Origin of the sequence: Pseudomonas syringae (assembly GCF_021605415.1) — a bacterium.
GTDB classification, from domain to species: Bacteria; Pseudomonadota; Gammaproteobacteria; order Pseudomonadales; family Pseudomonadaceae; genus Aquipseudomonas; species Aquipseudomonas syringae_S.
The window spans coordinates 19,454-42,926 of the sequence record NZ_WKEQ01000012.1; the positions used below are offsets into that span (position 1 = coordinate 19,454).

Below are 23,473 nucleotides of genomic sequence, written 5' to 3' on the forward strand. Positions count from 1 at the left end.
CTAGTCCATCCCGCTAATGCAGAATGAGGCTCAATGTCGGACAGGAATTAAACGCGAGGGGGTCGCCATACTCCGGACGGGGTATGTACAGGCAATGAATCGCTAGAAAAGGAAAGGACTACAGGATCAAACAGTGTGAGAGGGGGCTTAAACACCGAAACTTCCAACATACCGCCTGTTTTGCATTCTTGGCCCGGCTTACAAGGCTTTCCGTGCTCAGAAGGGCTTTTCATGTCGTTGCAGCAGTCCATCTTCATGTCGTCCATCATTGCCATGCCCATGGTCTTCATGGGGCAAGGTTCTGTGGGTGCCTGGACACCCGCCATCCCGGACAGGGGAAGCGTCAAGCTGATGATGAGGAGAATGCAAAGCCGTAGGTAGCGTTTCATAGAGGTGGAGTGTAGTTGGTGCAAACCGTCCTTACAATTGAACAAGCCAAACGTCAAAGCTTCGACTTGATAGCTCTGACTTTGGAAAGATTCATAGCGTTTCATCCCGAGCAATAGACCAAGCAGGCAGGCTTATCGTAAAAGTCGTCCGACCATCTACGGAGACACACCCAACGGTTCCGTCATGCGCATCTACCAGCGATTTTACGATTGCCAAACCCAGCCCTGCATTGTTTGTAGAGCTTTCCCTTCGCGCAGGGTCAACCCTATAAAACCGATCAAACAGCCGAGGTAGATGTTCAGCGGCGATTTCTTCACCAGGATTTTGCACTGATAAACTGATCATGCTGCCGTACGACTCGATTTTTACAGAAATGGTGCCACCAGAGGGCGTGTACCGGATCGCATTCGATAGCAAATTGGAAACCATCCTGTCCAGCATAGTCCTGTCACCACGCACCTCACCGTGTCCAATGACCTGTAGCTTCAAACCGGTGTCATCTGCCAGCAGTTGGTAATACTCCAAGAGTTTCTCCACCACTGACCGGATTTCGACTTTTTCTTTCGCGGGTAGAACCAGGCCGTTATCAGACTTTGCTAAAAAGAGCATGCCATCGATGATGCTTGAAAGTCGGTTGAGATCTTCCAGATTGGAGTAAAGATTCTCCTCATATATTTCTGGCGCACGCTTTTTTGTGAGAATCACTTCAGTATGTGTTCGCAGATTACTAATTGGCGTACGTAGCTCATGGGCGATATCGGCTGAGAAATTAGATAATCGAGAAAACGATTCTTCTAGCCGAGCAAGCATGGCATTGAACGAAGTGACGAGTAGCTCAAGCTCACGGGGCACAAAATCCATCGGAATTCGCTCTTTCAGCGATCCAGCTGACATCGAAGCGGCAACCTGCGTCACCCGTGCGACGGGTTTCAATCCGCTACGCGCAACCAACCAACCCAAGCCGGCGCTGACCAACGCACTGATCGCCAAACCTATCACCAACCACCAACGTAAAGTCTCCACGAAATGCATGTGGCTTGTGATATCCATACTCAGCCAGGCCGTCAGTGGCTCTGATTCATTCACCAAATGAACTTGGGCTTTCATCCCTCGGTACAGATGGCCTCCGTCTGTCCACTCCCACATATCATCATCAGGGGCATCAGGAGGAATAGAAGGATGCTGAGCTGCGTTAGAGGTTGCGAAGATCGTTTTTCCCCCCTGCATGACAATCGAGGCTGAGAGTTCCTGGTGCGCCCCCAACAACGCTTGTAACTGAAGCAATACATCCGAACGGTCAGCTGAGCCAGCTTCACCATCCATGATTTGACGAATTGATTCGAGCTTTTCTGTCATAGCTTGCCGGTCGAGTGCCTTGAAGTGATGCCGGCTGAAACCGTCGAAGGTAAAGCCTGCTACCACGAGCACTGCGACTACAGCGCACACAAACATCAGGCTTAGACGAAGCGTTAGAGACGGGCGCTTCATTCTGCGTCCGGGGCATCAAGCATGTAGCCCATGCCTCGCGAGGTCTGAATCAGCTTTGTATCGAAATCATCATCAATCTTGGCCCTAAGCCTGCGAATGGCGACCTCAATCACGTTGGTATCGCTGTCGAAATTCATATCCCAGACCTGGGATGCGATGAGCGACTTTGAGAGAACCTCCCCCCTGCGGCGCATCAGCAGTTCCAGCAAAGCAAACTCCTTGGCTGTCAGGTCAATGCGTTGACCTGAGCGCGAGGCCCGACGTTTGAGCAAGTCGACTTCAAGATCGCCGATTTTGATAGACGTCAGATTGGGAGCACCGGCACCCCGACGCAGCAGGCTTCTGACGCGAGCGAGTAGCTCAGAAAACGCGAACGGCTTTACTAAATAATCATCTGCACCAAGCTCTAAGCCTCTAACTCGGTCATCGACTCCGTCCCTGGCTGTAAGGAACAAAACGGGAACCAAGCTTCCCGCTGCGCGAACACTTTGAATGACGTCCCAGCCGTCAATCCCAGGCATCATCACGTCCAGAATCAGAAGGTCGTAACTCTCGTTCAGCGCCTGATGCAAAGCCTCCGTGCCTGTCAGCACCCGGTCGACGTTAAAGCCCGCTTCCAAGAGTCCTTGCTGGAGATACATTCCGGTTTTGGGTTCGTCTTCTGCTACCAGGATTTTCATGGTGGAACTCCAGCTGGGCGTACCTCAAGTGTGCTACGAAACCGACAACGATGCGCAAGCTGACGCAAATGTAATCGCTCTGACAGGTGGCAGAAAGCGCCTAGGCACCATGGCATGGAAGGGCGTAAGCAGTTAGACGGCAGCTTACGAAAATGTAATCGGCAATGATCAGTTGTTGCGCTTAACCTACCTTGGAACGGTGCGGATGCGAGGTCATGAGTCCGGACAAGGAATACATAGCAACCGCGCTACGAAATGTTAAAGAGGTGCATCAAAATGATGAAGCGTAAGTTATTCCTCGCTACGGGGCTGATGCTCATGGGCGTTGCACAAGCTGCAGAGCAGCTCAGCATCGATGTCCACCGTGACGCGAATTGCGGATGCTGTAAGGAGTGGGTCAAGCACTTGGAATCCAATGGATTCAAGGTGACTGACCATGTGGAAAGCGATATGAGCGCTATCAAGAAAGGGCTGGGTGTGCCGCAGGGACTAGCGTCCTGCCACACGGGAGTTATTGGCGGTAAATTCGTAGAAGGCCATGTTCCGGCGGATGAAATTAAGAAGTTGAATGACCGTCCCGACCTTGCAGGGATTGCAGTGCCAGGCATGCCAGCAGGTTCGCCTGGTATGGACTATGGTCAGAAACATCAACCTTACAAAGTCTTGGGCCTCACTAAGGGTGGTGCGCAAGAGGTGGTCGCTGACTACCCGAAATGATCGTCACGCAGATCTGAGCGACCAGCGTTGCTCAGATCTGCACGGGCATTACCCTTGAGCCATCTCGATTGAAGGGCTTAGCGTTCCTAGCCAAGCCACCAAGCAAACAATGACAACTGCACAGGTCGATTCGAGCAGCACGCTCTTCTTCAAAGCAGTGACTGCGACAGAATAATTACCCCCGCTCACAGAGCGTTCCAGTGAGGGGCTCAGGTAGAAACGATTGAGGGTCGCGAGTCCGAGCATGCCAGCGAACAATATGATTTTCGCTAGGAGGAGAATGCCATAGGTACTGGTCACTACATCTGTAATGGTCGGCCCGACAATGAAAAGATAATTAGCGACTCCTGTGAGTATGATCGTACCCACAATGAACCCGCCCGCTGTTTCGAATCCTTTGAGCGCTCGAGTCAAAACCCGTACGAGTTGCTCAGGATTACCTCCCCTCATGCTCAGCATCAGAGCAAAGGCTGCCAAGGCTCCAATCCAACCGCCAGCAGCCAGTAAATGGAGAATATCCGCTGCGAAATGCCAGAACCGTCTAGCCCCCTCATCCATCGCCCCGTGACCTGTCCATGGGAGCGTAGCTAAGGCAATACTGCCCGCTAGGGTAGCAATCCAAAGACTAGCAGATGGCAATCGAGTGCTTTGGCTTGCAGCGATTATCACCACCGCAAGCGAGACCATACGTGCCATCCAGCTGTAACCGACCTCGGTCTCAGACAGCATCATTTCCAGGTGAGGGAACAGCTCCGCCCAATCGGACGCACCGCTCATGTTTTTCGTCATGACCAAGAACGTGGCCATAGATAGAAGAATGCCTATAACGGCAGCCCCACTCAGCAGCGACCCAAAATGCAACACCGTTCCCGATACGCGCTCTTTCCCGCGAAAGCTGTACAGCCCGAACACCGCGAGTCCGAACAGGAGCATCAAATCCAGATAAAGCGCGAGGCGCAGCGCCACATTCAAAGGGTCGCTCATGCTTATTTCACTTTGAAAGTTACGGCACCGGTAATTGGATGAGTGTCGGACGATACTGCCCGCCATTCTACTTTATAGGTGCCCGTTGTCAGGGGCGATGAAGGCGTGATTACCATGGTCTTCGGATCATTGCCGCCTGCTACGCTGGCTTTGACACCCATAGGTGAATTCGGCATGCCTGGCATATCAGTCATGATCAGCTTGGCTCCGGAAAATTGGGTGACCAGGTTTTCGGAAAAGTGCAGTTCAATTTTCGAGGGGGCCGCACCGGAGTCGCCTTCTGAAGGAGTCGAAGACAACAGTTTCGGATGGGCTTGAGCGACCGAGCTCAGCAAAATACCGGATGAAAGAGCGACGGCCACAACACAGGATTTCAAGAACGACATGCAAGGCTCCTCACAGCGAATAGCTGTTGTAATGAGGTTAAGTAATTATTTTGGTGCTATTAACTTGGTCTAGAACCAGACCCGAACGCCAAGCACCAGGCGAGCTTCGTTACTGTCTTCGCCTTCCTCCTTGGCATAGTCAGCGGTCTTTCCATAACTACGGTTCCATGTCACTCCCACGTACGGAGCGAACTGTGGACGGATCTCATACCGTAGCCGCAGTCCAATCTCACTCTCCGATAACCCAGAACCAACGCCACGCTGGGGATCGTTTTTTCCGTAGAAATTGAATTCTGCCGTCGGTTGCAAGATGAGCTTATTGGTCAGAAGGATGTCGTAGTCTCCTTCCAGCCGCGCCGCAGTCTGGCCACCTTCGCCCAGATAAGCAGTAGCCTGGGCTTCGAAGTTGTAAAGCGCCAAGCCCTGGATGCCGAAAGCCGCCCACGTTTGAGGGTCACCAGGCTTGAAGTCTTGACGAACACCACCGACCAGATCCCACCAGGGACTAATAGAGTGACCCCACAGCGCTTGCACCTCGGCCTCCTCTGTTTTCCCATTGGTGCGCTCGCCCTCAGAACGCAGCCATAAACGGTCAACGTCTCCGCCTATCCAACCTTGAGCTTCCCAATTCAACGCGCTCCCTTCATCAGCGTCCTGCCATTCCAGTTTTTCAAAAATGAAGTACGAGTTAAGAGCTGTGTCATGAACCTCATGACCACCAGGCGCGTTGTAAACTGCGGCTCTCTCCGCATCTGTAATTGGCGGTATGGGGGTTCGGCTTTCACTACGAGCCTGCTGCTTGGCGGGCTGCATCCCCTGCATCTGGCTATGATCCATGCCCTGCATTTGGGAATGATCCATGCCCTTCACCTGGCTGTGATCCATGCCCTGCATTTGGGAATGATCCATGCCCTTCATCTGGCTGTGATCCATGCCCTGCATTTGGGAGTGATCCATGCCCTTCATCTGGCTGTGATCCATGTTCTGCATCTGCCCGTCTGCAGGCTGAGTGGTGTCAGCGGCTGCCGGCAGAACAAAGCCAAGGCTGAGAGCGACCGTAGCTACAACTGTGTGAATGCGAGTGCCACAAAAATAGTTGCTCATAGTCGATCCCTTATTCCTCTACTCGCACTTCTCGGAACATACCCATTTCCATGTGATATAGAAGATGGCAGTGATAGGCCCAGCGACCTAGCGCATCGGCGGTGACTCTGTAGCTGCGCTTCGATCCTGGCGGCATGTCGATGGTGTGTTTACGAACAAGGAATTGGCCATTCTCGTCTTCAAGGTCGCTCCACATCCCATGCAAATGGATGGGGTGCGTCATCATGGTGTCATTAACAAGCACGATCCGAACTCGCTCGCCATACTTCAGCTTCACTGGCTCGGCATCAGAAAACTTCACCCCGTTGAACGACCAAGAGAACTTCTCCATATGCCCGGTCAGATGCAGTTCGATAGTTCGGCTTGGCTCACGGCCATCAGGATCCTCAAACGTGCTCCTGAGATCGGAATATGTCAGCACCTTGCGACCGTTATCACGAAGGCCCATACCAGGGTCGTCAAGCTTCGGTGAGGTCGACATTGCTTGCATGTCTACGAGAGGGTTGTTGGCTTCTGTCTTGGGGTGCGACTGCATGTCCCCCATCCCACCCATGCCTTCCATAGACATTTTGCTGTGATCCATTCCGGCCATGCCTTCCATGCCGGAAATATCCTGCTTAGCGCCATGGTTCATCGATGCCATGGAGCCGCCGTCCATTCCCGACATGCCATCCATTGAGCTGTCACCCATGCTGGCCATTTTGCTGTGATCCATTCCAGCCATGTCGCCCATTCCGCCCATCGAGCCATGATCCATACCCGCCATACCCATGTCGGCCATGGTGACGAGAGGACGAGGATCGAGCTCGGGTACAGGTGCGACTAAGCCTGATCGAACAGCCAAAGTACCTCGGGCATATCCCGACCGATCCATCGACTGTGCGAACAACGTGTAGGCTTCCTGGGTGGGCTCGACTATTACATCGTACGTCTCAGCTGTGGCTATTCGGAACTCATCCACGCTCACGGGTTTTACATACTGGCCATCGGCGGCAACAACGGTCATTTTCAGCCCAGGAATACGGACGTCGAAGTAGCTCATTGCCGAACCATTGATGAATCTCAACCTCAGTTTTTCGCCAGGTTTGAAGGTGCCTGTCCAGTTCGAATCAGGAGCTTGGCCGTTCATCAAGTAGGTGTAGGTCGCACCACTGACGTCTGCGATGTCAGTGGGGTTCATCTTCATTTCTGCCCACATCTTGCGATCAGCAACGGTGGCTGACCAACCTTTGTCAGCGACGTCATTGATAAAGTCGCTAACCGTGCGCTTGTGGGTGTTGTAGTAGTCAGCCTGTTTCTTCAGCGTTTTCATCAACGAGGCCGGATCTTCATCCGTCCAATCGGTGAGCATCACCACGTAGTCACGGTCATACACAAACGGCTCGGGGTCTTTCGCTTCAATTACTAACGGGCCATATACACCGACCTGTTCTTGAAAGCCGGAATGACTGTGATACCAGTATGTTCCGTTCTGCTTGACCTTGAACTGATAGACGTAAGTTCCGTCAGGCTCAATCCCGTGAAAGCTAAGGCCGGGTACACCATCCATATTGGCGGGAAGAATGATCCCGTGCCAGTGAATGGAAGTCATATCCTTCAGGCGGTTTTTGACGCGCAAAGTAACAGTGTCACCTTCACGCCAGCGCAGGAGGGGCCCCGGCAGCCCTCCATTGATCGTCAGCGCTGTACGGCGATTGCCAGTAATGTTTACCGGCGTTTCTCCAATAAACAGGTCGAACTCCGTTCCTGACAGGACATTCGCTTCCCCAAGGCCAGGTGCAGCCCATACAGGGGTACGCCAGAGCCCTAACCCTGCAAGAATTCCGCCTGCGGTGAGTCCTTTTACGAAGGTGCGCCGAGAGGTGTTGGAGTGCATACCGATTCGTGTCCCGTCAGTCGGAGGGAGGCGCGCACTACTGCGCACATTCCAATGGTCAATCACTTGATCGCCTGCGCGATTTCATACATCGAAAGATGCCACAGGCCAGCAAACGAGGTAATTACATTTCCGTAAGCTGGGCGACTCAGCAGTGATGGTTTGGCTTTTCAGCCACAGGTTTTTCCTGCGCAACGTCCCCCTTTGGCTGTGTTCCCGAACTCGGGGTAAGCGTGGACATCGCCGTCTCACGGGCTCGCTCCATACGCTCAGCGGCGCGGTCGCCACCGCCCTCAGCAAACGCCAGCGACGATATAGCCAAACTGAACGTAAGAATCAGAACATTGGTTGCTTTCATGGCGCATCTCCTCAACAGAATCAGCTCTCAGGTAGTCCAGAGAGATTGAGCATCGGCTCAGTGAGGATGATGGGGGCTCGCACCTGTCAGCAGGCTTAGCCTGCGATTACAACTTTGACAGCGGCGTTGGCCGGGACTGATCAACATAACGGGAGCGCCAAAGATGGCTTAGATCGCTGACCGTCTACTCCAGCCGTCCACCTGCTCCACGCATTGCCTACGCCTGCATGGAAAGCTGAACTTTTCAGACCTATGCCTAAAAGCGACTGCTCGATGAGGCGAGCTAAGATGCGGAGGCGTGCCTACCTTACGAAACTGTAATTATTTTCACGAAACCCGGCCAATCTGCTTGGGTCGGACTGAGTGTACCTCCAAGAAAAGTACATCAACTGAATCGACCGTCGACCTCGGAGAATTGGTTATGAACAGTAGCTATGAAGATTGCATTTCGGAATGCCTACGCTGCGCATTGGCCTGTGAAACCTGCGCATCAGCCTGTCTGGAAGAGCAGGACGTTAAGATGATGGCGAACTGCATAAAGCTCGATAGGGATTGCGCAGATATCTGTAGGCTCGCAGCGACCCTAATGGCACGGGGAAGCCCCTTCGCGAATGAGATTTGTATGCTTTGCGCAAAGATTTGTAGAGCATGCGGTCAGGAGTGCGGCGCTCACGAAGCAGAACATTGCCAGAACTGCTCAAAAGCGTGTTTAGCTTGCGCACAAGCATGCGAATCAATGGCTGCTTGAGCTTCCCTTCGGCCAATAACTTATCAACCTAGTGGCCAACCATTGAATGATGGGGTGGCCACTAGGTTGAAAAACCGACACGGCGTTTTTTGGGGGGCATCCAAATCATTGCATGCTCCAACCCACTACAAGGAAGCGCGGAAGAATCGAATATTTGCTCCGCAAAATGTACTGTTAACGCTTTCCATCATGGACGACCGATATGGCTTTAAAGATCCGCACGGCGGTGACAGCAGATGCAGAAGCCATTCAGCGCATTTATGCGCCAATAGTTTCGAACACGGCGATTTCATTCGAAGAGACGCCGCCAAGCGTTGAGGAGATTTCTCAGCGGATTGCGACGACACTTCAGACATATCCCTACCTTGTGGCTGAAGAAGGTGGTGAGATCAAGGGCTATGCATACGCAAGTCAGCATCGTGCACGTGCAGCTTACCGATGGGCCGTAGACGTGACGGTGTATATAGCTGAATCAGCTCGCCGCCAGGGTGTTGGCCGCAAACTCTACGAGACTCTACTTCCAATACTTGAGAAACAGCGGTTTCGCGCCGCTTACGCTGGAATTGCGCAGCCCAATGAAGGCAGCGTGGGCCTGCACGAGTCGCTAGGATTCACCCATATAGGGATGTATTCAGAGGTAGGCTTCAAGCTTGGGAAATGGCACGACGTCGGCTATTGGCGGCGCGGGCTGTGCCAGGCAACCCCTCCACTGGAACCTATTCTCTTCCCCCAGGTTGAAATCAAGCCAGTGATGGGGTGAAGGCTCGTAGTTTGGTGAATGCGACCAAAGCGCCGATGCCCAATATCCCGGCCATGATCCAAATTAGCCAGTTTGGGCCAAGCTGCACTAGGATGTATGCGCATGCCATGGGCGCTACCGCTTGTGCAACCAACACTGGGCGAGCGATCAGGCCAAGGTGGATGCCCAGGTTGGTGCTGCCCAACAGTGTAAGTGGGACTGTTCCTCTGGCGATGGTCATGATCCCATTTCCACCGCCGAAGGTAATCACTGCGATAAGGGACAGCATCACCATCCCCGGCACCAAGGCCAACAGTCCGACGATGCAAGCCAGAATTCCTAGCCTTGCTATCCATACCGGATGAGCGTTGCGGCCAAACGCATATTCCAAAAGCCGAGCGACAACTTGAGACGGCCCCATCAGCGCTCCGAGCGTTACTGCCATGGCGGCGGAAATTTCATGGCTACGCAGGAGTGCTATTAGATTGACCGCCAACGCTGACATCACGAACGCATGTAATGTGAACAGCAAGGAGATCCACGCTAAGCATGGATCAGCAGGCGCGTACGATGTTTTGGCGATCTTGGCGGACTCACTTGCTCGCGGCGTAGGGACTGGAACCGTTAGCAGGTGAAGGGGCAAACCTACAGCAAGATGGATTAAGGCGAGCACCCTGCAGGTGGTTTGCCATCCATGGCTCGCATCCATCGACGCCAGGAAAGGCCAAGCGACCGTGCTTGCGAAGCCCGCTATGAGTGTCAGTCCGGTCATCGAGCCTCTCGCCCTTGCCCCCATCAGTCGGCCCAGTGTCGCGAATCCAGCGTCATACAGGCCTGCGGCCATGCCCAAACCCAAAACTGTCCATGCGATGTAGTAGACGAACAGCCCTGATGCGAAAGACATGGTGATTAAACCAAGGGCCAGCAAAAGCGAACTGCTGGCGAGCACCCATTTTCCGCCATGCTTATCAATAGTCCTGCCGACTACAGGCGCGCATATTCCAGCGACAAGCAGAGACCACGATAAGGCGCCCACTACAGCGGGAACGGATATATTTAGTGAGTGCGAAACGGGTTCAGCTAGAACTGCCGGCAGATAAAACGTGGAGCCCCACGCAAGAATTTGGTTACAACCCATTGAGCCAATCAGGGTCGCATGCTGCCTTGTCGTCGGGGCTGCGGTAGACATCAGTCCAACTCAGCAAGATATCTTTGCACTTGCTTGACTACATCTCGAGCGGTGCGGGTTACTCCGATCAATGTCGCGGAGGCGAGCCCCGTCCAATCGCCGTAACCCACCAGCCACAGATTGGATGAAGCAACACTCCGGTTTTCGTCCACAGTCACTTTGCCATCCTGGCCTACAATGCCCAGGCTGTTTAGGTGGTCGAGCGCAGGAGAAAACCCAGTGCACCAGATGACGACATCCACCGCTGTTTCGTCTCCTGATGACCAGACAATGCCTGTTGAAGTGAAGTGCGTGAATGGCCGTACAGCGCTCAACACACCGCGTTCACGAGCGTCCTTCACCGATGGCACCATTACGATGTCGCCCAGCCCTCCAACGGGTTTTTCAGGCTCCACGCCATCCTGTTGCGCCTTCAATCGAGCAGTAGCTCGTGCGAACAGGACACGCCCATCAACCTCATCAGGTAGAAACTTTGGGGCCTCTTGAGTCACCCAGGTTGCCTGAGCCACTTTAGAAACCTCGGCGTAAATCTGTGCTCCCGAGTTGCCACCACCCACGACAAGGACGGTTTTACCCTCAAACTCATTCGGCCCAACGTAATGAGCGGAATGAAGCTGCTCCCCTACGAACAACTCCTGTCCGGCATAGCTCGGGGTAAATGGGCGGCTCCAGGTGCCTGTTGCACTGATAACCGCCTTGGCATCCCAGTATCTATCCCCGGAGACAACCCGTAACCCTTCTTCGACTTTTTCGACACGGGTCACCCTGGTGGATCGGATGATGGGGAAGTCATATCGACGCTCGTACAGAGTCAGATAGTCGATAACATCATCACGGTGAGGCGTTTCTTCTGATACGGCAGGCATCGGCCAGCCCGCAATCGAGCTCCATGCCGATGGAGAGAAGAGTCGCAGCGAGTCCCAGCCATGCCGCCAGGCTCCTCCTGGTGCCGACTCCGCATCGAGCAGCACGTAAGACAAGCCTGACCGCTTCAAAAAATAGGCGACTGTCAGCGCTGATTGACCACCGCCAATGACCACAACATCAAGTTTCGAATTCTGACTCACCAGCATCCTCCAGGCTCAATCGCGGCACCTCACCGTTGTCGTATCAGACTCTGCGACCGTGCTCATCAATGACGACTTGTCCGTCTTCTTTGACGAAGCTGCCGCGCTGCTCCTGCGGTAGAAGGTCGAGGACTGCCTCTGACGGACGACACAAGCGTGTACCCAAGGGCGTCACGACGATGGGGCGATTGATGAGGATAGGGTGAGCCATCATGGCATCGATGAGCTGTTCGTTCGTCAGCGATGCATCGCCCAATCCCAGCTCTTCGTACGGAGTGCCTTTGATACGCAAAAGAGCCCGCACCCCGATACCCATATCCTCTATGAGTCTGACAAGTGTGGTGCGATCAGGCGGGTTCTTCAGGTACTCGATAACCGTCGGTTCTTCCCCGCTGTTACGGATCAACTCCAAGGTGTTGCGAGAGGTGCCGCATTCGGGGTTGTGGTAGATCGTGATCTGGCTCATATCGCTTCCTCGTACTGACGTTAGATGGAGCGCTGGTTGACGCGTTTGGAAAGCTCTTCGGCGGACTCTTTACGCTCGGAGTACCGATCAACCAAATAATCCTGGCGATCCCGCAACAGCAGGGTGAACTTCATCAGCTCTTCCATCACGTCCACGAGACGGTCGTAGTACGAGGACGGCTTCATACGACCTGCCTCGTCGAACTCGGTAAATGCCTTGGCCACCGAAGATTGGTTTGGGATGGTGAACATTCGCATCCATCGACCCAGTACGCGCAGCTGATTGACCACGTTGAAAGATTGCGAGCCGCCGCAGACCTGCATCACAGCAAGGGTTTTGCCTTGCGTAGGTCGTACAGCGCCAATCGCCAGCGGAACCCAGTCAATTTGGGCTTTGAATACTGCACTCATGGAGCCGTGACGCTCAGGGGAGCACCACACCTGTCCCTCAGACCATTGCATCAGCTCGCGCAGCTCAGCGACCTTGGGATGTGTATCGGGAGCGTCATCCGGAAGCGGCAGACCCGATGGGTCAAAGATCTTGGTTTCAGCACCAAACTCATTCAGCAGGCGTGCCGCCTCTTGCGTGACTAACCGGCTGAATGAGCGTTCTCGCGTTGATCCGTACAGCAGAAGAATACGAGGTTTATGGAGCAAAGGCGTACGAGGCGACAGTTGCTCCAGCGAAGGAATGTCGATCAGGTCGGCGTGTACGTTCGGCAATGTGTCTTGCATATAAACTCCTACGGCGGCGCCTGGTTGGGTGCCGCCTCGGTAGATCTTTAAAGCGAACCGATGCGGTTCAGTTCAGCTTTCAACTGGTCAGTGCTGATGGTCTTCAGTGGCAGCGCAAGAAATGCGCTCACGCGCTCGTGAATTTTGGCTAGTGTGGTTTCAAACGCAGCGGTGATCTCGGCGTCCGACCCGCTAGCCTCAGACGGGTCGGCCAGCCCCCAATGCGCCTTCAAAGCTGGCCCGAAGAAGATTGGGCATGCCTCACCCGCAGCCCGGTCACAGACAGTGATCACGATGTCGGGAGGCGAGCCTTCAAAAGCATCCGAAGCCTTGCTGCTCAAGCCCGCAGTGGAGATACCCGCCGCCTCCAGCGTTTGCAATGCCCGTTGATTCACTCGGCCACTGGGAAAGCTTCCTGAGCTGACGGCTTCTACACCCTCGGGCGCCAAGTGGTTGAAAAGCGCCTCGGACAGAATGCTGCGGCAGCTGTTGTGGGTGCACATGAACAAGACTTTCATCAGACGATTCCTTGATTCAGAAACTGAGGCGCAGTGCCAGGGCGGACAATGTGGCAACGAGGATGGGCACGGTCAGCACGATCCCGGTCTTGAAGTAATAACCCCAACTGATCGTTATGTTTTTCCGGGCCAGCACATGCAGCCACAGCAGCGTGGCCAGACTGCCAATTGGAGTGATCTTCGGGCCGAGATCGCAGCCAATGATGTTGGCGTACACCATCGCTTGCTGTACGACGCCATCAACTTCGGCGGCATGAATGGATAAGGCACCAACCAGAACCGTAGGCATGTTGTTCATGATCGAAGACAGCAATGCTGTCAGCAGCCCTGTACCAAGGGACGCGCCCCAAACGCCATAACCGGCGAACACGTTCAGGATCTGCGCGATGTGGTCGGTCAGGCCGGCGTTCTTCAGGCCATAAACAACCAGGTACATACCCAAAGAAAAAATCACCACCTGCCATGGCGCCTCTTTGAGCACCTTGCTTGTGTTGATGGCGTGACCACGAGCCGCGATGACATAGAGAATGAATGCACAGACCGCTGCAATGGCGCTGATTGGCACCCCCAATGGCTCAATGACAAAGAAGCCGATCAGCAGTAGTGCCAGCACCCACCAACCGGCTACAAAAGTGGCCCGGTCGTGGATTGCCTCGTCCGGATTGTCCAGTTGGTTGAGGTCATAGGTCTTTGGTAGATCTTTGCGGAAAAACCACAGCAGCATGGCTAACGTCGCCGCCACGCTGACGATGTTTACCGGCACCATGATCGAAGCATATTCGTTGAAGCCGATATCGAAGTAGTCGGCAGAAACGATGTTGACCAGGTTGGAAACCACCAGCGGTAAGCTCGCCGTATCGGCGATAAAACCGGCTGCCATAACGAATGCCAACGTAGCAGCAGGAGAAAAACGCAGCGCCAGCAACATCGCGATCACAATGGGTGTGAGGATCAATGCTGCTCCGTCATTGGCGAACAGGGCCGACACCGCTGCCCCCAGCAGGACGATAAATGCGAACAGCTTGCGGGTGCTCCCGCTTCCCCATCGGGCTACATGCAACGCAGCCCACTTGAAAAAACCTGCCTCATCAAGCAGCAGACTAATGATGATGACCGCGATGAAAGTCCCAGTGGCATTCCAGACAATGCGCCAAACCTCTGGTATGTCGGCAAGGGTAACGACACCTGCCAGCAACGCGACGATGGCACCGAACATCGCACTCCAGCCAACCCCAAGCCCCTTGGGCTGCCAGATGACAAGGACGATGGTGGCGATAAAGATCAATACGGCAATCAGCATTTCATTAATCCGGTTGGGCGTGAATCAGCTACACACGGCTTGGTTGATCGGACGGTCGTTCATGCCGCAGAGGCGCTTCGCCTCGGTTTCCAGCCATTGCTGATTGGCGTCTACCACTTCCTTCAAAACTGCAGTCACCCACGCGGGCAAATCAGGATTCAGTCGGTAGTACACCCATTGGCCTTGGCGACGATCCAACAACAAACCGGCAGAGCGCAGCAGCGCCAAATGACGAGAAATCTTCGGCTGACTCAGGTCGAGTGCTGCCGTTAGCTCGCAAACACACAGCTCACCTTCACTCACGACAAGCAGCGAAATTTTTGCTCGGGTGTCATCCGCCAGGCACTTGAATAAGGTGGTGGGGTTCATGGGTTCTGTCACAGATCCTCCAGGTGTTTGGTCTTGACCAAAACGAAGAGCTTGATGCGCTCGTGGATGTCGTGGAGCGTGTGGCGAAATGCGCCAGGATCATCGCTGGTTACTGGATCAGGAAAATCCCAGGCAATGACTTCACCTGCACTGGGCGTTGGTAGGCACTCGCTTGCGGATTTATCACAAAGAGTGATTACGTAATCGAATCGATCAGCTTGAAACTCGCTGAGGGACTTGCTGCGCAGGCCCGTTGCATCGACTCCAACTGCCTCCAATGCCTGAGTGGTGCGCGGATCAACCTCAGACGGTTCAGATCCTGCGCTGAAGGCCTCGAAGCGCGGGTCGGTGTGCCGCAGCAAAGCCTCTGCAAGCAGGGAGCGGGCTGAGTTGGCAACGCACACGAAAAGCACTTTGATAGCAGGGCTCATGGTGGAACTCGACGCATATGGAAAATCGAATATACGCTTTGGCGAATATTCGGTAAAGCGAATATGATGCCTGCTATTTAGGCATGTGCCCTAACGTTCCATGCGTGTCGGCATAACGGAGATGAGAGGATGGAGGGGGATATGATGATCCAGGCAACGGAAATAGCCGGAGGGCAGTCGAAGCGATTTCGCGATGCGCTGAAATTTGCTGACCTTCCAGCAGACGATATTGATCTTCCAGGCCGAACCTTTTTTGAGTTCACACTGGATGGCGAGACGGTCGCATGGGGAGGATTCGAAACGCATGGTACGGACGGGTTGTTGCGTTCTCTGGTCGTAGTGTCGACATTCAGATCGAAGGGAGTCGGTGTCGCGGTGCTTCGGGTCATTGAAGCGAAAGCCGCCGAGCAGGGAATCGCTCGATTTCATTTGCTGACAACAACTGCTTCAGGCTTTTTTAAGCAGCAGGGCTATGCAGTAAATCAACGAGGCTCTGCGCCACCTCTTATTTCTCAGACGGAACAGTTCAGGGGGCTTTGCCCTGGCTCGGCTTGCTACATGTGCAAGGCATTATCTGCGAATGCACGGAAGTAGCTGATCACCTTGGTGATGGCTTTTAGCCTCGATGCCAGCTAGATTTGGAGCTTTCTACGATCAAGGATGGATATGAAAAAGCTCATCGCAGTAATAGGGATCTGTGTCGCACTTGGCGGTTGCGCTACGTCCCACTACACCGCAGGGCGAGACTTTCCGTCGGCCAGTGTAGCGAGCATCACCAAAGGTAAAACGACGACTACTGAGTTGAAGTCGCTGTTTGGTGAGCCCTACGCTAAGAGCGCAGTCAGCGAGACTGACGAGAAGTGGATCTACACCTACACCAATGGCTCAGCGCATGCCCAAAGCTACGTGGTCACCATGAAGGTGACGACTACGGGCACTCAGAAGACCCTCGACGTCTTGATCCGAAATGACGTGGTCATCAACTACACGTTCAGCGAAGGCCCCGCTCCAGGCACTACCACTGCGACGAACTAAGTTCGCCACCTTGTCATTGGGCGACCCGCCGCGCTCAGTACGTTGTTGATGGAGCAAGCTCATGGACAGAACATATGCCTTCGTGGATGAGTCCGGGAATTCCGACCTAGATACGTCAAAGGGTGGAAGCTCGAGCTTCTTCATCGTCTGCTCCATTCTAGTGGCAGAGAAAGACCTGGAGGCTGCTTATGCCCAAGCTGAAGCACTCCGCGAGCGGCATTTTCAAACGGGCGAGATCAAATCCAGCAATCTTAAGCCCAAGGATTCAGATCGCCGTGCCCGGATCCTAAACGAGCTAGCCGATCTGCCATTCAGGCTCTATTTCACCGTCGTTGATAAGTCCCGAATTCACAAAGACGGTGGCCTCCGTATCAAGACCTCGTTCATAAAATACGTGAACGGGTTGCTCTATGAACGTTTGTTCCGCGCATACCCTGACCTCCAGATGATCGTAGACGAGCATGGTGGCCAGGAATTTCAGGAGAGCCTCAAAAGCTACGTTTCAGAACGGTTCGTCGATGACCTATTTGGCGATAAAGATGCCTTCCAGACGATGGCCAGTAAGGACAACGTCTTGGTTCAGGTTGCAGATTTTTTTGCTGGCTCAGTCGCTCAGATCTACGAAGAGAAAGCATCGGAAGAAGCAGTTCTTGCCTACAAAAAGATTCTACGAAGCCTGACCCTTGGAATGCTTGAGTGGCCATCCAAGTACCAGTCTCTTCTGCCGCCGCCGGCGGATGAATCTGGGTATGCAGACTACCAGGTACACCAAGAAGCTCTCCGCCAGGCTGACCTTTTTAGCGAAAGGGCTGGTGAGCACCCTAATGAGGATGAGCGCCTGCAGCTGAGCATCTTGCGGTTCCTGAGATTCCAAAGCGAATTCGTCACCAAAGACTACGTGCCAACCGCAGAAATAGTCGGCCACCTAAAAGATAGCGGCTTCGGAGATATCAACGACCAGAGGATCCGCTCCAGCGGCATCGCCAAGCTTCGCGATTCGGACGTGATTATCACAAGCGCGGCCAAAGGCTACAAAATTCCTCAGACACGGGCTGACATCAACGAGTTTCTGGAAAGGGCGTCAGGCATAGTCGTCCCTCTGCTGGAACGTGTCAAAAAGGCTCGAGAGGTGTATCGGCTGAGTAGTCGAGGAGAATATGACATCGTGACTGCAGCCAACCTGACTGAGCTTGCCAAGCTGCTCACTGCGCTCGAGGCGTTTGCAGATGACTGAACTCAGTCATGGCAACGAACCTCAGCAGGCTGCATTGATCCAGGATGAAATCCTAGAGATCTTGAAAGAAGCCAAGGTGCTTGCGCGTAGATTCTATCGTCTGACCGGCAAGCCGCTGGGCGTAACAGGCGAGATCGCAGAGTACGAAGCTGCTACTAGACTCGGCCTGTTACTACATCCTGCAAGGCAGGCAGGTTACGACGCTACAGAGACGCTGGAAGATGGCGTCGCGAGAATCCAGATCAAGGGTCGCTGTATCCTGAACCCGCAAAAGATTACGGGACGTATGGGGGCAATTGATCTACGACAACCCTTCGATACTGTGCTCTTGGTGCTGCTTGACTGTGAGTTCAACGCATTTGCAATGTACGAAGCGAGTCGTGCCAAGGTAGAGGTAGCACTGACCTTGCCTGGGTCGAAAGCCAGAAATGAACGGGGAGCGCTGGCTATTAGACAATTCATGTCGATAGCTAGGTTGCGCTGGTCTCGCCATGAGGCCAGCGAATCAGAGAATCAATTACCGTCCTAGGGTCTAGCGATGGGGTACGTGGCTATGACTTGCAAAGTCAATGTTCCCAATACGGCACATTAACCATCGTTTTTGGGCTTAATGGCCGTATTTGGGTACATTACGATGAGAGAAAGATTGCGCCGACCAATGACGATTGCTGCTGCACGGGCACGAAAGCGTCATTTGATATCGCGCCCTAGCTCAAGGATTTGGCGCTGAATGCTCCACGCTAACAGATGGTCTGGGCGATTGAACCACTGAGATCAAAGAGCGAGATTTCAGTTCATACTGCACATACCAAGGTAGGCATTAGCACTGACATTGGAAAACGGTTCAGTCGGAAGCATTGAGCGTTCGGCGCTTTAGGCTTACCTGTTTCGCTCCATTAAAAAGTCAGCGAAGGCATTCGCAGGATTGTGCCCACCTTCATCACCCCCCCTCCCAAGTGCTTCTGGGGTGACATCTGTCGTGGGCCAGACACAACCGCTGACAAAATCATGTAGAAAGCCTAGGCCGTCTAGCTTCATGAAGAACTCATCATTCGTTTCGCCCTTCTGCCGTTTGGTGTAGTAGTACGAAAGCGCGCTGGTGAGAACGTCGGTAAGCTGGATACCATCAGAATCGTGTGAGGCACTGAAGGCCAAAGTATTCAGCCTAAGGGGCAACTCAATCTGGGCGTTTCCGAATCCAATCACTTGTTGCTCTTCAGCCTGTTCTTCGAGTTCGGCGACTGCGGTAAAAAAATCGGCCTGCCGCTCCAGTGGCTCCGAGTCATCGCATATCGCGTCGAACCGGGCGTGCTGCCTTCCCCACTCAACACACAGCGAAAAGAAAGCCGGTATCGCAGGGTTGAAGGTACTCTTGGGCAAATCTTCGAGGGCATCCCGGACAATCTCCGAGGTCATGGACAGCACTTCGAGCTCCCATTCCATCGGCAGCGTGCTCTGTGCGGCAGCTTCTTTCATCACCTCCAAATGCTCGTAGAACGCCGTGATTGCTTCCTCGCTCTTTTCGCCACACATGTCGTAGTAGACGGAGAGGAATTGATCGAAGCAGGCATCCCCCACTGCCAGGGGAAGACAAGCGAAGAGCATGTTGCTCAGAGCGATGTTTTGGCCGTTCTCATAGAGGTTGAAGTCGAAGTGGTAGTAAAGCAGGGGCTCCAGTAGGTCATCGATCACCTTGGTCAGCAGCATAAACCGCTTGTGAAACACCTGTGCTTTGAAACGCTCAGGCGTCACCAAGTCGGACTGGAATAGCTCAATGATCCGATCTTGTCCTCGCCCAGACTTTCGAAGTTTTTTAAAGTGGATTTCAGCCGCCTGCCTGGAGCGCAGTGGGTGGAGAAGCTGCTCGCACTCTTCAGCGCTGAAGTCACACGAGCCGAGGATAAACAGTGGTTGGTCGAGATCGGCCAGCTGACGTCCTGTGTTACCTGATTCGTCGAAGTAGATTGTTGTCATTTCGCTACCCTGCGTTTCTGCCTTAGTGGAGTATCAGGTTAAAGTCAAAGGGAGGGAAATATGGACTAGCAGCCTATGTTGGGAAGTCTAGGTATCTCAAGCCTTTTGAATGGCCAGCGTAAAGCTGGCCACCACCTCATCAATCTCAGAACTCGTGATCAACATCATCGAAAAAGTTTGGGTCTAGCTCGTACTCCAGAGAGCCGAATCGCGCGATCAGGTCTGCTCTTAACTCACCCTCGGCTACGGGTTCAAAATTGATCCAGTAGCTGTATACGAGCCCCTCATCCGATTCATTAGCCGTGACTTCCGCATCGGACAGAAGCTCTGCATCTTCGACAGATATGCCCAATTCGCTCGCCAAGGCTTGGGCCATGGTTTTGCGGTCGCCGCGTTCAGCTTCTTCGACTTGGGCCCAGTGCTCCCATTCAGATCTACGGTCGCGATCAGCATCAGACTCACTGCTGGAGATGACCACGCCTTCGTCAGCAAGTAGCCATATACCATCACGGCGTAGCAATTCGACCGAGGCTTTGAGATAGAACGCTGCACCGTGATACATCCTCTCCTGATCTTGCTGCCCCTGGTAGGTCAGGGAAACTTCCAAAGTAAGCTTCCCAGTTGCGTCGCTGTAGTCAGCGGTTTCCACTTCAAGAGCATCAATAGTGAATCCGCTCGCATTAGTATCCGCAATCGCGCCGGAGAGCTGATCCTCCAACTCTAGATCCAGGTCGGCGTAGACATCATCCTCATTGATCGCTTGGGGAAAGTCTTTGATCCCAAATACAGCCACCATCAGGCGCGGATCCTTTGGGTTCCGTTGGGCGACTACAGAAAACTCATGGTAATCAGCGAAGCCCGCTTTTTGCACCAGGGCTTCTTGAGCGACAGAAAGCTTAAGGCCCTTATCACGAGCAAGCTCTTTAGCTTGGGATTTGAAGATGTTTAGCGGAGAAAAATCAGACATGGCAAAGGTTCCTAAATCAACGACGCTTAGGTGTCCGATTGCCTGTTCACCGGGCAGCGTCTGGTTAGGGACATGCCGATGTAAAACTGAAGGGTGTCACCGATGGGCTATTGCTTCGCGAAACAGGCGCCAGGCGACCATCACCGCCTGACCCGATCATAGGTCAGGAAAATTCACTTCGCAATAGCCAGCGGGAAGGGCATCGTCGGGCTGGTTTCGCAGGAAGTGGCTTGGAGTGTTGCTCAGGTATCGGTCGCGACCGTAAGCGGAGCGCGCCGGCCCAGGGTGGGCCAAAGGCCTGATGATGGACGCCCGAAGGGCCCAACCTTAGCGAAGCCAACATTGGGTTCACGACAACCGTACCCCAACAGGGGGCTGGCCCAAAACAGGAATACTCAATGGCCTCGCAAATCAGTCGCGAAACCATTCCCGAGGTTAGGCCTAGTGAACAGTGCTACTGGTTTTCGGCAATCCGACTCCATATGCCAAGGACGTATTCACTGAGTGGTGGCCCATCCTCACGCCCATTTCGCGCAAAAAATCGGCGTAATTGTTCGTGGTTTTGCGGATGCCATAAGGTGTCAGCAAGCTCGCATCAATATTCCCTTTGCGAGTCCAGGAGAAACAGATCTTTCTCAGAGTTATAACCGACAGCGGACGCCCAGAGGCATTACCCGCACGGAAAAGATAATCCCCGTCTGACAGCCTTGAGACCTTGATGTACTCCTTAAGTATCGACCTGTACCTATCAGGAATCGCATCGAGTACATGCTTGGTATCACGGCTTTTCACGCTATACACCGCAGCACCCTGTTGCATCCTCGCCGATAGGAACTCGTTTGCCCGCAGCCCACCCAGCATGCATGCAAACAGCGCCCGATCTCTCAAGTCGCCCGATTCGGCAAGGATCTTTTCCAAGGTCTGAACATGTTCTTTAAGCAACCCTTGCTGAGTCTGGATAACCAGTTTGGGTAGTAGGCCATGATCAGCAGCGGGAGAAACCTGCACACGTTTAAAGGCTACGAGTTTTTTCAGGAAGAGATCGTTCACGAGCCGTTCCAGCTTCTGTCGATCCACAGGCGGCGATGTTTCTGCCTGCAGGGTAGCTTTGATGGCTGAACCAATTGCCTTCCTGACATCGGCTTCATGCGGCACAGGCTCATCTGGCGGGCAGACTTTTGAGGTCTCGGTGAGATCGTGGAAGCTCAGATAACCCAGTCCCTGCGCGAGCGCTTTTTGAGCATCTGCAAGTGAGATTGGGGCTGGGCCACACCAGTGCTGCTGCAACTGCTTGGACAGGCTTTTGAAACCACGATTTCGGATCAGGTCGTCTGGATAGACTGGGACGCGCATAGCAATTCTCCGGTCGCCAGGGTGTCGGCTGCCCGCTGACTTTCGTCGAAATGCGTGCGATAAAGAGGTGTTACAACCTGTGGCATTTGAGCCTTCACGAGCCGACCGTTTGATCCAGGAAGATCAGAGGCGGCGAAACTAGCATGCCAATCTGCAGGGCGTCTACGCTAGCTCCAAAATATGGAACTGGGTTGGTCGAGTCACGGAACTGCGTGATAGTGCGGTTTGGGGCATATTATTAACTGACTTTTCAACGTGATCTTGGCTTGGCATCTGATGTCGGGCAAATGAATGACTGAGGGCAGGCGTGGCGAATTTCAAATCGACTGAGATGCGGTTCCTTGATTCGATCTTCGACATGGGGGGCGGATATGTTCTCGACTTCTCTAACCGCACCATGGACGAGTTTTTCCTAGAGGAGCTTGAGATCGACATCTCCCACGAGATGTTCTCTAAGGACGGCACTTCAAAGGCCAGGCGACTCAGATGTCTTCTCCAGAACGCCGATCAACCCACGGTAACCCGAGTGCTCGAAGCTCTCTGGAAGTACCGGCAGACCAGGCAGGAAGAGACAAAGGCCGAAGAGGCTGTCGTGAACGCCGAGGGCCGATTCCTTTCCCTGCTCGAGTCCATAAGATCGCCCGGACAGCATGCAGAAGTTGTACGAAATCCTTTCGCTGCGGCAGCGGTCATTGATCAGGGCCAAGTCCTCGATGCTTTAAGGCAGCGGCTATACGATCTGCGGGATTTACCGCCCCAGAAGCGTGGCTACGAGTTCGAAGGATTTCTCAAGGAGCTCTTTGACTCATCCAAGCTCCAGGCGCGTTCGCCATTCAGCCTGGTTGGCGAGCAAATCGATGGTAGCTTCCAGCTCGGCCATGAAACGTATTTGATCGAAGCCAAATGGGTCAGAGATCCGATTGGGGTAGCTGAACTACACACGTTTCACGGCAAACTGGATCAAAAAGCGGTCTGGGCACGTGGGGTGTTCATCAGTTACGGCGGGTTTACGCAAGAGGGCCTTTACGCGTTTGGAAAAGGCCGGAAAGTGATTTGCATGTCCGGCGAGGATATTTACAAGGCGCTGGGGCAGCGGATTCCCATCGCTGAAGTGATTGACCGCAAGGTGAGAGCAGCCGCAGAAACAGGTGCTGCATTCGTGCCATTGGATGACTTATTCAAGTCATGACTGATTGAAGTGAACGATCAACCGAAGCCGTCAATCGGACTTTCCGACCAGGCTTCACGCAACAGCAAAGTGGAAGTTTTGATGATGGATCTGGGACAGTCAGGCGAATTACAAAAAGCGTTTTACCCTTAAGGTAATTGATGTTTTTCGATACTACGTACAAGCGTTCAAGGGTGC

General features: G+C 53.6%; 27 protein-coding genes. 8 read left to right on the forward strand and 19 right to left on the reverse strand.

Going from position 1 to position 23,473, the window contains the following annotated elements; all coding sequences use genetic code 11:
• Positions 1 to 47: 47 nt before the first annotated feature.
• From GIW69_RS10840 to GIW69_RS10850, 3 genes are all read right to left on the reverse strand, one after another.
• Complete coding sequence (locus tag GIW69_RS10840; protein WP_150637363.1) at positions 48 to 389, reverse strand: hypothetical protein; 342 nt, start codon at positions 387 to 389, stop codon at positions 48 to 50.
• Positions 390 to 480: 91 nt separating this feature from the next.
• Positions 481 to 1,878 carry a heavy metal sensor histidine kinase gene (locus GIW69_RS10845; RefSeq protein ID WP_236482415.1) on the reverse strand — a complete coding sequence of 466 codons (1,398 nt, stop codon included), beginning with the start codon at positions 1,876 to 1,878 and terminating at the stop codon, positions 481 to 483.
• Positions 1,875 to 2,558, reverse strand: coding sequence for a heavy metal response regulator transcription factor (locus tag GIW69_RS10850; RefSeq protein ID WP_007247298.1), 684 nt, complete (start codon positions 2,556 to 2,558; stop codon positions 1,875 to 1,877). Before GIW69_RS10850 ends, GIW69_RS10845 begins: the two co-directional genes overlap by 4 nt.
• 279 nt (positions 2,559 to 2,837) lie before the next feature.
• Between GIW69_RS10850 and GIW69_RS10855 the strand changes: the two genes are divergently transcribed.
• Positions 2,838 to 3,275 (forward strand): DUF411 domain-containing protein, encoded by a 438-nt coding sequence (locus GIW69_RS10855; protein ID WP_150637361.1) that lies wholly within the window; start codon positions 2,838 to 2,840, stop codon positions 3,273 to 3,275.
• 48 nt (positions 3,276 to 3,323) lie between these two features.
• Here the strand turns inward: GIW69_RS10855 and copD are convergent, their stop codons facing one another.
• From copD to GIW69_RS10880, 5 genes are all read right to left on the reverse strand, one after another.
• Complete coding sequence (gene copD, locus GIW69_RS10860; RefSeq protein ID WP_150636992.1) at positions 3,324 to 4,259, reverse strand: copper homeostasis membrane protein CopD; 936 nt, start codon at positions 4,257 to 4,259, stop codon at positions 3,324 to 3,326.
• Between the two features lie 2 nt (positions 4,260 to 4,261).
• Positions 4,262 to 4,645 carry a copper homeostasis periplasmic binding protein CopC gene (gene copC, locus GIW69_RS10865; protein ID WP_105223824.1) on the reverse strand — a complete coding sequence of 128 codons (384 nt, stop codon included), beginning with the start codon at positions 4,643 to 4,645 and terminating at the stop codon, positions 4,262 to 4,264.
• Positions 4,646 to 4,714: 69 nt separating this feature from the next.
• Positions 4,715 to 5,749: a copper resistance protein B gene (locus GIW69_RS10870; RefSeq protein ID WP_150636990.1), complete on the reverse strand. Its 1,035-nt coding sequence runs from the start codon at positions 5,747 to 5,749 to the stop codon at positions 4,715 to 4,717.
• A 10-nt stretch (positions 5,750 to 5,759) separates the two neighbouring features.
• On the reverse strand, positions 5,760 to 7,625 hold the full coding sequence (locus tag GIW69_RS10875; RefSeq protein ID WP_150636988.1) for a copper resistance system multicopper oxidase: 1,866 nt from the start codon (positions 7,623 to 7,625) through the stop codon (positions 5,760 to 5,762).
• 148 nt (positions 7,626 to 7,773) lie between these two features.
• The gene (locus GIW69_RS10880; RefSeq protein ID WP_105223821.1) at positions 7,774 to 7,983 is read right to left on the reverse strand and encodes a co-regulatory protein PtrA N-terminal domain-containing protein; all 210 of its coding nucleotides are present in this window, start codon (positions 7,981 to 7,983) and stop codon (positions 7,774 to 7,776) included.
• A gap of 421 nt (positions 7,984 to 8,404) precedes the next feature.
• Here GIW69_RS10880 and GIW69_RS10885 point away from each other — a divergent pair, with 421 nt between their 5' ends.
• Positions 8,405 to 8,731, forward strand: a complete 327-nt coding sequence (locus GIW69_RS10885) for a four-helix bundle copper-binding protein (protein ID WP_007247291.1) — start codon at positions 8,405 to 8,407, stop codon at positions 8,729 to 8,731.
• A gap of 202 nt (positions 8,732 to 8,933) precedes the next feature.
• Positions 8,934 to 9,491 carry an arsinothricin resistance N-acetyltransferase ArsN1 family B gene (locus tag GIW69_RS10890; RefSeq protein ID WP_150636986.1) on the forward strand — a complete coding sequence of 186 codons (558 nt, stop codon included), beginning with the start codon at positions 8,934 to 8,936 and terminating at the stop codon, positions 9,489 to 9,491.
• On the opposite strand, the gene GIW69_RS10895 is transcribed toward GIW69_RS10890, so the two are convergent.
• Genes GIW69_RS10895 through GIW69_RS10930 form a run of 8 tightly spaced genes read right to left on the reverse strand, consistent with a single transcriptional unit; the run spans position 9,472 to position 15,544 of the window.
• Positions 9,472 to 10,659 (reverse strand): MFS transporter, encoded by a 1,188-nt coding sequence (locus GIW69_RS10895; RefSeq protein WP_224787270.1) that lies wholly within the window; start codon positions 10,657 to 10,659, stop codon positions 9,472 to 9,474. The two genes, GIW69_RS10890 and GIW69_RS10895, sit on opposite strands and share 20 nt — an antisense overlap.
• The gene (locus tag GIW69_RS10900) at positions 10,659 to 11,732 is read right to left on the reverse strand and encodes an ArsO family NAD(P)H-dependent flavin-containing monooxygenase (RefSeq protein WP_139048550.1); all 1,074 of its coding nucleotides are present in this window, start codon (positions 11,730 to 11,732) and stop codon (positions 10,659 to 10,661) included. The genes GIW69_RS10895 and GIW69_RS10900 overlap by 1 nt, the downstream gene beginning before the upstream one ends.
• 37 nt (positions 11,733 to 11,769) lie before the next feature.
• A complete protein-coding gene (gene arsC, locus GIW69_RS10905) occupies positions 11,770 to 12,192 on the reverse strand; it encodes an arsenate reductase (glutaredoxin) (protein ID WP_007247287.1) in 423 nt (140 codons plus the stop codon).
• 20 nt (positions 12,193 to 12,212) lie between these two features.
• Positions 12,213 to 12,926, reverse strand: coding sequence for an arsenical resistance protein ArsH (arsH, locus tag GIW69_RS10910; protein ID WP_139048551.1), 714 nt, complete (start codon positions 12,924 to 12,926; stop codon positions 12,213 to 12,215).
• A gap of 47 nt (positions 12,927 to 12,973) precedes the next feature.
• Positions 12,974 to 13,444 (reverse strand): arsenate reductase ArsC, encoded by a 471-nt coding sequence (locus tag GIW69_RS10915; protein ID WP_150636984.1) that lies wholly within the window; start codon positions 13,442 to 13,444, stop codon positions 12,974 to 12,976.
• A 16-nt stretch (positions 13,445 to 13,460) separates the two neighbouring features.
• Entirely contained in the window at positions 13,461 to 14,744 is a 1,284-nt protein-coding gene (locus GIW69_RS10920; protein ID WP_150636982.1) for an arsenic transporter, read from the reverse strand.
• Positions 14,745 to 14,768: 24 nt separating this feature from the next.
• The gene (locus GIW69_RS10925; protein ID WP_164393769.1) at positions 14,769 to 15,113 is read right to left on the reverse strand and encodes a metalloregulator ArsR/SmtB family transcription factor; all 345 of its coding nucleotides are present in this window, start codon (positions 15,111 to 15,113) and stop codon (positions 14,769 to 14,771) included.
• Positions 15,114 to 15,121: 8 nt separating this feature from the next.
• Positions 15,122 to 15,544 carry an arsenate reductase ArsC gene (locus tag GIW69_RS10930; RefSeq protein WP_070414556.1) on the reverse strand — a complete coding sequence of 141 codons (423 nt, stop codon included), beginning with the start codon at positions 15,542 to 15,544 and terminating at the stop codon, positions 15,122 to 15,124.
• Positions 15,545 to 15,685: 141 nt separating this feature from the next.
• Here GIW69_RS10930 and arsN2 point away from each other — a divergent pair, with 141 nt between their 5' ends.
• From arsN2 to GIW69_RS10950, 4 genes are all read left to right on the forward strand, one after another.
• Positions 15,686 to 16,138 carry an arsenic resistance N-acetyltransferase ArsN2 gene (gene arsN2, locus GIW69_RS10935; protein WP_224787269.1) on the forward strand — a complete coding sequence of 151 codons (453 nt, stop codon included), beginning with the start codon at positions 15,686 to 15,688 and terminating at the stop codon, positions 16,136 to 16,138.
• A 72-nt stretch (positions 16,139 to 16,210) separates the two neighbouring features.
• Positions 16,211 to 16,579: a hypothetical protein gene (locus GIW69_RS10940; RefSeq protein WP_003395050.1), complete on the forward strand. Its 369-nt coding sequence runs from the start codon at positions 16,211 to 16,213 to the stop codon at positions 16,577 to 16,579.
• Positions 16,580 to 16,640: 61 nt separating this feature from the next.
• Complete coding sequence (locus GIW69_RS10945) at positions 16,641 to 17,813, forward strand: DUF3800 domain-containing protein (RefSeq protein WP_150636978.1); 1,173 nt, start codon at positions 16,641 to 16,643, stop codon at positions 17,811 to 17,813.
• Entirely contained in the window at positions 17,806 to 18,342 is a 537-nt protein-coding gene (locus GIW69_RS10950) for a hypothetical protein (protein WP_150636976.1), read from the forward strand. Before GIW69_RS10945 ends, GIW69_RS10950 begins: the two co-directional genes overlap by 8 nt.
• Positions 18,343 to 18,692: 350 nt before the next feature.
• On the opposite strand, the gene GIW69_RS10955 is transcribed toward GIW69_RS10950, so the two are convergent.
• From GIW69_RS10955 to GIW69_RS10965, 3 genes are all read right to left on the reverse strand, one after another.
• Positions 18,693 to 19,787: a DUF3800 domain-containing protein gene (locus tag GIW69_RS10955; protein ID WP_150636974.1), complete on the reverse strand. Its 1,095-nt coding sequence runs from the start codon at positions 19,785 to 19,787 to the stop codon at positions 18,693 to 18,695.
• Between the two features lie 145 nt (positions 19,788 to 19,932).
• Positions 19,933 to 20,754, reverse strand: a complete 822-nt coding sequence (locus GIW69_RS10960) for a hypothetical protein (protein ID WP_150636972.1) — start codon at positions 20,752 to 20,754, stop codon at positions 19,933 to 19,935.
• Between the two features lie 441 nt (positions 20,755 to 21,195).
• The gene (locus GIW69_RS10965; protein WP_236482417.1) at positions 21,196 to 22,107 is read right to left on the reverse strand and encodes a site-specific integrase; all 912 of its coding nucleotides are present in this window, start codon (positions 22,105 to 22,107) and stop codon (positions 21,196 to 21,198) included.
• A 307-nt stretch (positions 22,108 to 22,414) separates the two neighbouring features.
• Here GIW69_RS10965 and GIW69_RS10970 point away from each other — a divergent pair, with 307 nt between their 5' ends.
• Entirely contained in the window at positions 22,415 to 23,296 is an 882-nt protein-coding gene (locus tag GIW69_RS10970; RefSeq protein WP_224787268.1) for a restriction endonuclease, read from the forward strand.
• Positions 23,297 to 23,473: the final 177 nt, after the last annotated feature.

Bases quoted from the DNA above. Each gene is read 5' to 3' on its own strand.
- GIW69_RS10840 (WP_150637363.1), bottom strand. From the start codon at position 389: ATGAAACGCTACCTACGGCTTTGCATTCTCCTCATCATCAGCTTGACG.
- GIW69_RS10845 (WP_236482415.1), bottom strand. From the start codon at position 1,878: ATGAAGCGCCCGTCTCTAACGCTTCGTCTAAGCCTGATGTTTGTGTGC.
- GIW69_RS10850 (WP_007247298.1), bottom strand. From the start codon at position 2,558: ATGAAAATCCTGGTAGCAGAAGACGAACCCAAAACCGGAATGTATCTC.
- GIW69_RS10855 (WP_150637361.1), top strand. From the start codon at position 2,838: ATGAAGCGTAAGTTATTCCTCGCTACGGGGCTGATGCTCATGGGCGTT.
- copD (WP_150636992.1), bottom strand. From the start codon at position 4,259: ATGAGCGACCCTTTGAATGTGGCGCTGCGCCTCGCGCTTTATCTGGAT.
- copC (WP_105223824.1), bottom strand. From the start codon at position 4,645: ATGTCGTTCTTGAAATCCTGTGTTGTGGCCGTCGCTCTTTCATCCGGT.
- GIW69_RS10870 (WP_150636990.1), bottom strand. From the start codon at position 5,749: ATGAGCAACTATTTTTGTGGCACTCGCATTCACACAGTTGTAGCTACG.
- GIW69_RS10875 (WP_150636988.1), bottom strand. From the start codon at position 7,625: ATGCACTCCAACACCTCTCGGCGCACCTTCGTAAAAGGACTCACCGCA.
- GIW69_RS10880 (WP_105223821.1), bottom strand. From the start codon at position 7,983: ATGAAAGCAACCAATGTTCTGATTCTTACGTTCAGTTTGGCTATATCG.
- GIW69_RS10885 (WP_007247291.1), top strand. From the start codon at position 8,405: ATGAACAGTAGCTATGAAGATTGCATTTCGGAATGCCTACGCTGCGCA.
- GIW69_RS10890 (WP_150636986.1), top strand. From the start codon at position 8,934: ATGGCTTTAAAGATCCGCACGGCGGTGACAGCAGATGCAGAAGCCATT.
- GIW69_RS10895 (WP_224787270.1), bottom strand. From the start codon at position 10,659: ATGTCTACCGCAGCCCCGACGACAAGGCAGCATGCGACCCTGATTGGC.
- GIW69_RS10900 (WP_139048550.1), bottom strand. From the start codon at position 11,732: ATGCTGGTGAGTCAGAATTCGAAACTTGATGTTGTGGTCATTGGCGGT.
- arsC (WP_007247287.1), bottom strand. From the start codon at position 12,192: ATGAGCCAGATCACGATCTACCACAACCCCGAATGCGGCACCTCTCGC.
- arsH (WP_139048551.1), bottom strand. From the start codon at position 12,926: ATGCAAGACACATTGCCGAACGTACACGCCGACCTGATCGACATTCCT.
- GIW69_RS10915 (WP_150636984.1), bottom strand. From the start codon at position 13,444: ATGAAAGTCTTGTTCATGTGCACCCACAACAGCTGCCGCAGCATTCTG.
- GIW69_RS10920 (WP_150636982.1), bottom strand. From the start codon at position 14,744: ATGCTGATTGCCGTATTGATCTTTATCGCCACCATCGTCCTTGTCATC.
- GIW69_RS10925 (WP_164393769.1), bottom strand. From the start codon at position 15,113: ATGAACCCCACCACCTTATTCAAGTGCCTGGCGGATGACACCCGAGCA.
- GIW69_RS10930 (WP_070414556.1), bottom strand. From the start codon at position 15,544: ATGAGCCCTGCTATCAAAGTGCTTTTCGTGTGCGTTGCCAACTCAGCC.
- arsN2 (WP_224787269.1), top strand. From the start codon at position 15,686: ATGATGATCCAGGCAACGGAAATAGCCGGAGGGCAGTCGAAGCGATTT.
- GIW69_RS10940 (WP_003395050.1), top strand. From the start codon at position 16,211: ATGAAAAAGCTCATCGCAGTAATAGGGATCTGTGTCGCACTTGGCGGT.
- GIW69_RS10945 (WP_150636978.1), top strand. From the start codon at position 16,641: ATGGACAGAACATATGCCTTCGTGGATGAGTCCGGGAATTCCGACCTA.
- GIW69_RS10950 (WP_150636976.1), top strand. From the start codon at position 17,806: ATGACTGAACTCAGTCATGGCAACGAACCTCAGCAGGCTGCATTGATC.
- GIW69_RS10955 (WP_150636974.1), bottom strand. From the start codon at position 19,787: ATGACAACAATCTACTTCGACGAATCAGGTAACACAGGACGTCAGCTG.
- GIW69_RS10960 (WP_150636972.1), bottom strand. From the start codon at position 20,754: ATGTCTGATTTTTCTCCGCTAAACATCTTCAAATCCCAAGCTAAAGAG.
- GIW69_RS10965 (WP_236482417.1), bottom strand. From the start codon at position 22,107: ATGCGCGTCCCAGTCTATCCAGACGACCTGATCCGAAATCGTGGTTTC.